This is a genomic window from Pseudomonas sp. NPDC090208 (assembly GCF_044746785.1).
Classification (GTDB): domain Bacteria; phylum Pseudomonadota; class Gammaproteobacteria; order Pseudomonadales; family Pseudomonadaceae; genus Aquipseudomonas.
The window spans coordinates 200808-210377 of record NZ_JBIVCU010000014.1; the positions used below are offsets into that span (position 1 = coordinate 200808).

A 9570-nucleotide genomic window follows, 5' to 3' on the forward strand; every position below is an offset into this window, starting at 1 on the left:
AACGGGTCAAGGCGTATTGCCCTCGACCGGAAAACCTTCGGCTTTCATCTTGTCCAACACGTCCTGCCAGCGGGACAGCTGCTTGATGTCACCCGCGATAGTGTTGCTCCCTATGCTGCTGTCACCCACATCCGGCAACCACACGCCCTCGCCATTGAATGCGTACACCGGCAACAGGTCCTTGCGCGCATCGGCCGGTTCGATGGCGTCGGTCAGGCTGTCGAGCACCAGCGGCTCGCCGTCTGCGTCGGGGTAATACGTCAGCACCATGTGCGCCCGCTCCGGGTTGAGCACCTTGACGTAGGTGATCAGCAACTTCTCGGCCGGCATGCCCCAGCGCCGCAAACTGAAATACTTGGCGATGGCGAAATCCTCACAGTCGCCCGCACCTTTCCACAACGACTGAACGGGCGTCGCCCAGTAGTCATCCTGACCCCACAAATCGATGTCCTCGACGTAACGCAATTGCCGGTTGAAAAACCGGTTGATCATTTGCAGTTGCTCCAGCTCGCTGGCCGGCTTGCGACTCGCCAGCAAAGCTTTCCAGGCTTCGACCCTGTGCCGTCCGTCCGCTGACGGCCCATACAGCGCCTGAGCCCGCCGACTGATCAGGGAAAAATCCCAGTCGGCGTACGCCATGCCCGCCAACACCACAACCGCCAGCAATACCCGGCATAGCGTGCGCGCGATGGGGCGGAACGCGAAACAGGTCACCAATGCCGTCAGTCCATGAGGGTCGACCGGAGGTACTCGCTGGCGAGGCTCCAACCGAGGAAAATAATGGCATCTGGCGATCATTGGCTTGCAATTCAACGACTTCGATTGTCTGCCCGTTTGAGCGTTGACATGCCGCGTCCAGGCGGCCGTTTTGGCGGCGCCCTGTCTATCTCGAAGGATAGAACACCGCTCGCACATGAACGCCAAAAAGCCTTGTAGAATGCCGCCGCCCCGACGCCGGGCAAACTCATCAGCGAGTTTGACAAGGCAGGTTGTGGCCTCTAGTGTTCTATTGGATCCAATTTCTGATCAATGGAAGAAGAAGTACACGATGCGCAGGACTGAGAAAGAACAATTTCTGCGGGAAATCCTCGGAGACGAGCAGCCACCTGCCCATCTGGCACGCTCGGTCATCGAAGGAAAACTGCGCAGCGCCATCCTCGACGGCCGTCTGCCGGCGGGTATCGCCCTGCGCCAGCAGGAATTGGCGACCCTGTTCGGCGTCAGCCGCATGCCGGTCCGCGAAGCCCTGCGCCAGCTCGAAGCCCAATCGCTGCTGCGCGTCGAAACCCACAAGGGTGCCGTTGTCGCGCCGCTGATCAACGAAGATGCCACCGACGCCTATGCCTTGCGCATCCTGCTGGAGTCCGAGGCGCTGCGCCAGTCGATTCCGCTGCTGACCGCCGAGGACATCGAAGGCGCGCGCGAGCTGATCGAACAGCTGGAAGTCGAAACCGACTACGACAAGATGGGCACGCTCAACCGTCAGTTCCACATGGCGCTGTATTCCCGTGCGCAGAACAAGCGGCTGCTCAAGCTGGTCGAGGAAGGTCTCAACGAGGAAGAACGTTTTCTGCGCTTCAATCTCAAGCACATGGGCCTGGGCAAGCTGTCCCAGCATGACCACCGCGAACTGCTTGAGCTGGCAGCCGCTGGTGCCATCGAGTCCACGGTCAGTTCGCTGACCCACCACTTGAGTCGTGGTGTCGAAGCCATCAACAAATACCTGAGAGAACGTCCGACGGACGTCGCAAAAACCACCAGGACATCAAGAAAGCGTGCCCTCGCCCAGTGAGGTCGCAATGATCGTGAGCGATGACAGCTCACGATCCAGCCATACGTTCCCCTGCTTGCGGTCGTTGCAACCGGACGCATGAGGCATGGGGTAGACCGAGCGCCGGAGGTTACGGCGCCACGCCGAAGGACCCGGCCCCACGGTGATGAACGCCCGCAGTTACGGGTTTGGGGAATCCTGAGTGTACGCCGAGAAAAACAAATGGCTGATGGTCGTCAATTCCGGACAACCCATCAGAACGCGCCTGATCTGCTTTCCGCACGCCGGTGGCGATCCCGAACAATTCCGCGAATGGTCCCTTGGTCTGGCCGACCACATCGAGTTGGTGACCCTGCGCCTGCCCGGCCACGGCAGTCGACTCAAGGAGTCGCCCTACGATCAGTGGGCGCCGCTGCTGACCGATACGTTCAGAGCGGTAAAACCTTACCTGAGCGAACCGCACGCCTTTTACGGCCATGGCTTCGGTGGACGACTGGCCTTTGAACTGGCCCACCTGGCACAGGCACATTACCCGCACCAGACGCGGCATCTGTTCATCTCCGGCTGCCGCAGCCCCGACAGTCGCCAACCCGAGCCATACCTGCACACACTGCCAGCCGATGACTTCATCCAGGCGCTGATCCGGCTGGGCGTCGCGCCGGAATCGATGCTTCACGACAAAAAGCTGATGCGCCTGTTTGAACCGGTGATGCGCAGCGACGTGAAACTCTCCGAACTGTGGTCGCACTGCCCGGATGCCGGCTTGGATATCCCGTTGACCGCGCTGTATGGCAGCGATGACCCGCTCGACACCGCCGCCAGCATGATGAACTGGCGCGAATTTACCCGCCGCGAGTTCGAACTGATCGAAGTGCGCGGCAATCACGATTTCCTTGTCTCCCAGCGTCACCGTCTGCTGCACATCATCAACACCCACCTGGGCCTGCTCGGCGACTGATCGCTGCAGTGGGCCCACCGCGTCACCCTCCTCTCCCCCAACACGCACGGCAATAGAACCCGCCTGCGCGCCTCTCGCGCCGCTTCCCGCCGCCACCCCGTTGGACCTATCGTCAATCAGGGGCGCTGAAACAGTCTGCCCCCGAGTTTCAGGCAAACTCGCGCGACGAAACCGCCTGCAGCCGGTTTCGCAATCGTGATTCCCCATGGCGCAACACAAGGAGCAGTGCACAGGGCGCAGACGCAATGATGGAGTAGTCAACGTCGCCCACATAAAACTTCAAATCCGATTACTCAGTTAACGCGTAACGCTGAACGAGGCATTCGTTCATTTATCTCAATTCTGACCTTAACCAGTTAGAAGGGTTACGCTCGTCCAAATAAAACTTATCCTTAATGTTTTATCGCAGCACTTCGCGCCCGGTTTTTATACACTAATTAAAATATAAAATTTTGTTTGCGCAACTATTTAAAAGTGATTTACCGTTTTCCCGTCGACATCCGCACGCCGCCACCCCGCTGCATCTTGGCGCCACAAGGACTGCACGACACCTGCTGCCTGGCGCAGCAGGTTCAATACATAAACGACCATTAAACGAAGTATCCGTTTGCGGCCTGCGTTCGCCCGTCCAATTAACGACGGCGTGTTTGTCGATACTTACGGCAGGGCGAAACTTGCCTCAAAAACGGACTTTCATTACAGCAAGGACGTCACCATGAATAGCCATAAACACGTATTGAATCGCAAAAAATCCGAACTTAGTGCCCACCCGATCTTTGCCGAAATCGATTCACTGGACGTCCTCAGACGCTTCATGGAAGCCCACGTCTTTGCCGTCTGGGACTTCATGTCGCTGACCAAACGCCTGCAACAGGAGCTCAGTTGCACGCGTCTGCCTTGGCTACCGCCCAAGGATCCGCAGGCGGCACGGCTGATCAACGAGATCGTCCTCGGCGAGGAATCGGACGATCGCCTGGATTACGGCCACTACAGCCATTTTGAACTGTATCTGGATGCGATGCGCGAGGTGGGCGCCAGCACTGAACAGGTCGAGGCATTCGTGGCGCTGCAGCAGGAGGGCGTGCATTACGAAACCGCGCTGGACAGCGTCAATGCCGGCAAGGCGGCGGCGCGGTTTGTCCGCGACACCCTCGATACCGCCCTGCATGCGCCGGCCCACAGTGTGGCGGCGGCGTTTCTGCACGGCCGCGAGAGCGTCATCCCGCAGATGTTCCAGCGCATCCTCGATGACTGGGGCATCACCGCCCACCAGGCGCCGACCTTCCGTTACTACCTGGAACGCCACATCGAGGTCGACTCCGAAGACCACGGCCCCGCCGCCGAGTCGTTGCTGGCGCGTCTGGTGGACGGTGACGAGCAGCGTGAACGGGAAGTGTACGAAGCCGCCATCGCCGCCGTGGACAGCCGCATCGCCCTGTGGGACGCGCTGCGCGTGAGCATGCGTGAGCCGGCGCTGGAGGTCAGTGCATGAGCCGTCTGCCCGTCCCCGAGTCCTCCGCCGCCCATACAAGGAAGCCATCATGAAAGCCGAAGACTATCTGTCCTTCGCCGATGCCTGGGAAGGCCGCGCCAGCATCCGCACCCGCCCGCGCCGCATTGTCGAGAACGACGAAAAGCTCATTTACCCATTGAGCCGCCAGCCTCTGGTGCTGTGCGACACCTTTCTGCGTGAATGCCCGCACCTGCGCGACTTCGCCCTGATCCAGAGCCTGTACAAGTTCATCAACGACGTGGTGATTTTCGAGACCGAGATCGTCGACAAGACCGCCCGCAGCATCGCCAAGGACAACTTCGCGATCCGCTTCCCGTTCGCCTGCCGCTATGACGCGATGACCGTGGTGGTCGACGAGGATTACCACGCGCTGGTGGCCATGGACTTCATGCAGCAGACCATCGCCCTGACCGGCATTCAGCCGATTGCCCTGCCGCTGGAAATCGAACTGAGCCGGGCCATTCCTGCTGCCCTGGCGCTGGCACCGGATCACCTGCGCAGCGCCGTCGAGCTGATCTGCGTGGCGATTGCCGAGAACACCGTGACCAACGACGTCGCCGCGTTCGCCAAGGACGATACGGTCAAGCAGTCGATCAAGGGCTTGATGGCCGATCACCTGCTCGACGAAGGCCGTCACTCGGGGTTCTGGGCGCGACTGGTGCGGATTTACTGGCATGCGGCACCGGAACAGGATCGTCAGACCATCGCCCGGATCATGCCAGTGTTCATCGCCCAGTACCTGACCAACGACATCCAGAAGTCCTTTGACTTCGTGCTGATCGACAACCTGCCGGTCAGCGAGACCGTCAAACAGGCGCTCAAGGACGAAACCCAGGCGATGTGCTTCCCGATCAATCGCCATCACCCGCTGGTGGGCAACATCGTGCGCTTTTTCAAAGCCAGTTCGATGCTCGATGCTCCCTGCGTTCAGGACGCACTCGCCGACTACCTGCCGGCAGGAGGCGTGCAATGAAGCGCCTGGAGATTGTCCTGATCGGCCACAGCCGGGCCTTGGGCGAATTGAGCAGCGAGCTGGAATCCCACGGGCATCAGGTCCACTCGCTCGTCAGCGCGGAGGCGCTGCAAGCATGCGATGTGCGTTGCCCGTCGTTGCTGGTGGAAGACGGCACCCTGGATTTGCCCGGCGAGCGCCTCAAGGCGTTTACAGCCGGCGTCCATCTGGGGCTGCGGGCCGGCGTGACGCCGGTCATCGGCCAAGGTCTGCCACAAGTGGAGTTGCTCTGCTGGTACGGCTCGGCGACTGCGCAACGGCTGATTCTGCGTCAGCCGGTAGATGCCGAGCCGTCCGGCAACGGGCGCATGCTGCACGATTCTGCAGTGGCTGCGCTGGTCGACAGCATCGCCCTGCTGGTCAGCCGCTTCTCCCGGGACGCCGAGTACTTCAATCGGGTCGAACCGGCCCAGCCGCCGCAAAGCGAATGGCAGGAAGGTCTGCACAAGCTGGATCGCCTGGCGTTCGAGCACCGCTTCAACCGCACCGCTCAGCCGCACTTGCTGGATATCGCACAAACGCCATTGGTGGCTCGGCTTGATCGCAGCTTCAGCGACTATGCCGAACGCATCGCCCTGAGCATCGACGGTCAACGCATTCGCTACGACGCGCTGCGGGCGCAAAGCGTGGCGATTCAGCGACGGATGGACGAACTGCTCACGGCATCGCCTGACGAACCGCTGGTGATCGGCATCTGCCTGCCGAAATCGGCGGCGCTGTTTGCCGGCATTCTGGCGATTCTGGGGTACGGCGCGGTGTACCTGCCACTTGACCCCAGCCAGCCGCTGCAACGCCAGCAATACATCCTGCAGAACGCCAAGGCCGCACTGTTGCTCCACGACGGTCTGCATCCCCTGGCCGGGCAATGCGTACCGGGGCTGGATATCAGTGCCATCGACGGGCTGCCCGTCCGACAGCCACTGATGCGCCACCTGCCGGACAGCGACGCGCCGTGCATGGCGCTGTACACCTCGGGTACCACCGGGCATCCCAAAGGCGTGATGCTCAGCCAGCGCAATCTCAGCCACTTCACCGCGTGGTACGCGGAGTATGTCGGTCTGAGCGAGCACAGCCGGGTGCTGCAGTTCTCCACCCTGAGTTTCGACTCATCAGTGATCGACATCTTCCCGACCCTGCTCAGCGGCGCGGAACTGGTGGTGGCCAACGACGACCAGCGCCGCGATCCATTGCTACTGGTCGACCTGCTCGATCAACACCTCAGCCACGCGTTCCTGCCGCCGGCGCTGCTCAGCATCCTGCCGGAGCGACCGCTGCCCCTTGAACATCTGATGACTGGCGGAGACGTCTGCGAGCCTTTCGTCATCGAGCGTCTGGCCGGGCAGTGCCAGTTCCATAACCTGTACGGGCCAACCGAAGCCACCGTGCTGATCACTGCCGGGCAATTCCGGCCGAGCAGCAGCAACCGCAACCTCGGACGGCCGATTGCCAACAGCCAGGTGCTGATCCTCGACGAGCAGATGCAGCCGGTGGCGCAACACACTGCCGGAGAGTTGTACATCGCAGGTCCGGGCGTGTGTCTGGGCTATATCCACAACCCGAAACTGACCGAGCAGCGCTACGTGCAGATTGCCCTGGGTGACGGCGAGAGCCTGCGCGCCTATCGCACCGGCGATATCGGCAAGTGGACCGACGACGGCATCGAACTGTCCGGGCGCCGCGACAATCAGGTGAAGATCCGTGGTTTCCGCGTCGAACCCGAAGAGATCGAACACTGTCTGCGTGACAGTCAGGTCTACCGTCAGGTCGCGGTGGTGATCGACGAGCAGCGACGAATTCTGGCGTTCCTCGCACAACCCCACGGTGTCGAGCCGGATGCCGCCAGGCATTTGCTCAAGGGCCATGTGGAACGATTGCTGCCGGATTACATGCGCCCTGCTGCGTATACCGAGCTGGCGAAGATGCCGTTCGCCAGCAACGGCAAGATCGATCGCAAGGCGTTGCTGCAATTGCCGGTCAACATGCTTGAACAGGCACCGCGACGCCAGCCGCAGAACGACCATGAACGCGAATTGCTGGAGCTGTGGGCCGAGCTACTGGAGCTGCCCTCTGGGGATATTTCCACGGACGAAAGCTTCTTCAACCTTGGCGGCCATTCGATTCTGCTGTCGCAAATGCTGCTGGGGATTCGCGAGCGCTTCGGCCGCAGCATTCCGATCAACCGCTTCATCGAAGACCCGACGCTCATCACTCTTGCTTCGCTGCTCGACAGCGATGGCCCGTCCACTTGGACCATCAGCCCACAAGCCATCAAGGACGCCAACGCGCCGCTCGATCTGCAGGTGCTGCCGGTGGGCAAACTGGGGGATGTACACAAGGTCATCGTCACGGGCGCCAATGGCTTTCTCGGCGTGCATATCGTCGAGGCATTGCTCGCCTGGGGCGCTACCGAGGTGGCTTGTGTGGTCCGCGAAGGTGCCGGGCTGACGGCCCATGACCGCTTCATCGAATCGCTGCGCGAGAACCGCCTGGAGCACCTGGACCTGAGCCGGGTGCGCGTCTATGCCGGCGACGTCACTCGACCGCAGTTGGGGTTGAGCGATGACGTGTACGAGCGACTGGATCGTGAATTCGGCGCGCTGGTCCACAACGCGGCCAACGTCAATCACGTTCAGGATTATCAGACGCTGGCGCGGGACAACGTCGAACCGATTCTGGAGTGCCTGAAACTGTGCGAGGGGCGCAGCAAGAAGGTCTTCAATTTCGTCTCGACTCTGTCCGCATCCAGTGCCGTCGGTGCCGATGGCAGTGTGTTGGAGGCCCCTGCCGCCGAGACCCCGCCGATCTACATCAAGAACGGTTACAACCTGTCCAAGTGGGTCGCCGAGCGCCTTCTGGAACAGGCTCGCTCACGGGGTGCGTGGGTGAATATCTACCGTCCCGGCAACATCGCCTTCAACAGCGTCACCGGCGTCTGCCAGCCGCACAAGAACCGCTTGATGCTCATGCTCAAGGGCTCGATGCAGCTGGGCCAGGTACCCGACTTCTCAATGACCTTCGACCTCATGCCGGTGGACTTCCTCGCCCGCTTCATCGGCTTCCACAGCAGCCGTTATCAGCCGGCCCGCTCGGTGTTCAACCTGCACAACCCGGAACCGCTCAGCTGGAGCAATTACGTCAGCGCGTTTCGTGAGGCCGGCAGCCAATTCGAGATGGTCAGCGTCGCCCACTGGCAGACCCAGCTGAACAGGGTCGACAGCCAGAACGCGCTGTTCGGCGTGCTCGGCTTCTACATCGACGGCTTTGAAGAAGACATCGGCGACATCTCGATGATCGCCTATCAGAACGCCCTGGCCGGCGTGCAACGCATGGGCGAGCGCTATCCGCAAAAGACCCCGGCATTGTTGCGAAAGGGCTGCGACTACCTGAAAGAAATCGCTTTTATCTGAATAACCCCGAACGCAATACCACTTACGTAATGGAGAACGACATGAACGCAATCAACACCATTGAAACCCTGACACCCGACACTCTGATCAGCAACCCGGCGGGCGCGCCCGTGGTGTCTTCGGTGACAGTCGCTGCCGAGGCGAGCCAGGTATGGAAGGTCGTCGGGGACTTCGGCGGATTCACCCGGTTCATCCCTGCACTGGCCAGTATCGAAGTGATCGGCGAAGGAGTCGGGGCGGTACGTCACAAGAAATTCAAGGAAGGTGGCCTTGTCGTGGTCGAGCAACTGAACTCGCGGGACGACAGCGCAATGTCCATGACCTGGACGACCATCTACAACAATCTGGGGGTTGGCAATCTGTGGGCGGCGATGACCGTTGTACCGTCAGGCAGTCACAGCAGTGTCGCGACCTGGACGATCATCGCTGAGCCAGGACGAGATAACCCGGTCAGCGCGGGCGACTTCCAGGCATTCCTGCAGGGCTTTGCCGATGACGCCATGAACAACGTGCGTAATCTGTTTGCCTGATAGCCCGCCTCGATAAAAAAGCCGCCCGGATGCAGATCCGGGCGGCTTTTTCATGCGCAAAAACAAAGCCCCTGTCTGCGTTAGCAGACAGGGGCTTCGGAATTTAATCTTGACGATGACCTACTCTCACATGGGGAAACCCCACACTACCATCGGCGATGCACCGTTTCACTTCTGAGTTCGGGATGGGATCAGGTGGTTCCAGCACTCTATGGTCGTCAAGAAATTCTGTATGCCGACTCGTCACAGGGTGACGCTTCAGCGAAATTTCGTGGCTTTCACTAAAAGACAAAACCCCGTCTGCTTACGCAAACGGGGTTCTGCAATTTAATCTTGACGATGACCTACTCTCACATGGGGAAACCCCACACTACCATCG

Annotated in this window: 7 protein-coding genes and 1 rRNA gene; 6 read left to right on the plus strand and 2 right to left on the minus strand. The window is 60.6% G+C overall.

Annotated features, from left to right (window positions below):
- Nucleotides 1-6: 6 nt before the first annotated feature.
- The gene (gene lapG / locus ACIPL0_RS22615) at nucleotides 7-717 is read right to left on the minus strand and encodes a cysteine protease LapG (RefSeq protein ID WP_400599220.1); all 711 of its coding nucleotides are present in this window, start codon (nucleotides 715-717) and stop codon (nucleotides 7-9) included.
- 331 nt (nucleotides 718-1048) lie between these two features.
- Here lapG and ACIPL0_RS22620 point away from each other — a divergent pair, with 331 nt between their 5' ends.
- The 6 genes from ACIPL0_RS22620 to ACIPL0_RS22645 all read left to right on the plus strand — a co-directional run bounded on the left by ACIPL0_RS22620 (nucleotide 1049) and on the right by ACIPL0_RS22645 (nucleotide 9191).
- Nucleotides 1049-1792 (plus strand): GntR family transcriptional regulator, encoded by a 744-nt coding sequence (locus ACIPL0_RS22620; RefSeq protein ID WP_400599219.1) that lies wholly within the window; start codon nucleotides 1049-1051, stop codon nucleotides 1790-1792.
- Nucleotides 1793-1973: 181 nt separating this feature from the next.
- A complete protein-coding gene (locus ACIPL0_RS22625) occupies nucleotides 1974-2729 on the plus strand; it encodes a thioesterase II family protein (RefSeq protein WP_400599218.1) in 756 nt (251 codons plus the stop codon).
- Nucleotides 2730-3444: 715 nt separating this feature from the next.
- Nucleotides 3445-4221, plus strand: coding sequence for a DUF3050 domain-containing protein (locus ACIPL0_RS22630; protein ID WP_400599217.1), 777 nt, complete (start codon nucleotides 3445-3447; stop codon nucleotides 4219-4221).
- A gap of 49 nt (nucleotides 4222-4270) precedes the next feature.
- Nucleotides 4271-5215, plus strand: a complete 945-nt coding sequence (locus ACIPL0_RS22635) for a diiron oxygenase (RefSeq protein WP_400599216.1) — start codon at nucleotides 4271-4273, stop codon at nucleotides 5213-5215.
- Nucleotides 5212-8661, plus strand: coding sequence for a non-ribosomal peptide synthetase (locus ACIPL0_RS22640; protein ID WP_400599215.1), 3450 nt, complete (start codon nucleotides 5212-5214; stop codon nucleotides 8659-8661). Before ACIPL0_RS22635 ends, ACIPL0_RS22640 begins: the two co-directional genes overlap by 4 nt.
- A 41-nt stretch (nucleotides 8662-8702) precedes the next feature.
- The gene (locus ACIPL0_RS22645; RefSeq protein WP_400599214.1) at nucleotides 8703-9191 is read left to right on the plus strand and encodes an SRPBCC family protein; all 489 of its coding nucleotides are present in this window, start codon (nucleotides 8703-8705) and stop codon (nucleotides 9189-9191) included.
- A gap of 107 nt (nucleotides 9192-9298) precedes the next feature.
- Here ACIPL0_RS22645 and rrf read toward each other — a convergent pair.
- A 5S ribosomal RNA gene (rrf, locus tag ACIPL0_RS22650) occupies nucleotides 9299-9414 on the minus strand.
- Nucleotides 9415-9570: the final 156 nt, after the last annotated feature.

Bases quoted from the DNA above. Each gene is read 5' to 3' on its own strand.
- ACIPL0_RS22635 (WP_400599216.1), top strand. From the start codon at position 4,271: ATGAAAGCCGAAGACTATCTGTCCTTCGCCGATGCCTGGGAAGGCCGC.
- ACIPL0_RS22620 (WP_400599219.1), top strand. From the start codon at position 1,049: ATGCGCAGGACTGAGAAAGAACAATTTCTGCGGGAAATCCTCGGAGAC.
- ACIPL0_RS22630 (WP_400599217.1), top strand. From the start codon at position 3,445: ATGAATAGCCATAAACACGTATTGAATCGCAAAAAATCCGAACTTAGT.
- ACIPL0_RS22645 (WP_400599214.1), top strand. From the start codon at position 8,703: ATGAACGCAATCAACACCATTGAAACCCTGACACCCGACACTCTGATC.
- ACIPL0_RS22640 (WP_400599215.1), top strand. From the start codon at position 5,212: ATGAAGCGCCTGGAGATTGTCCTGATCGGCCACAGCCGGGCCTTGGGC.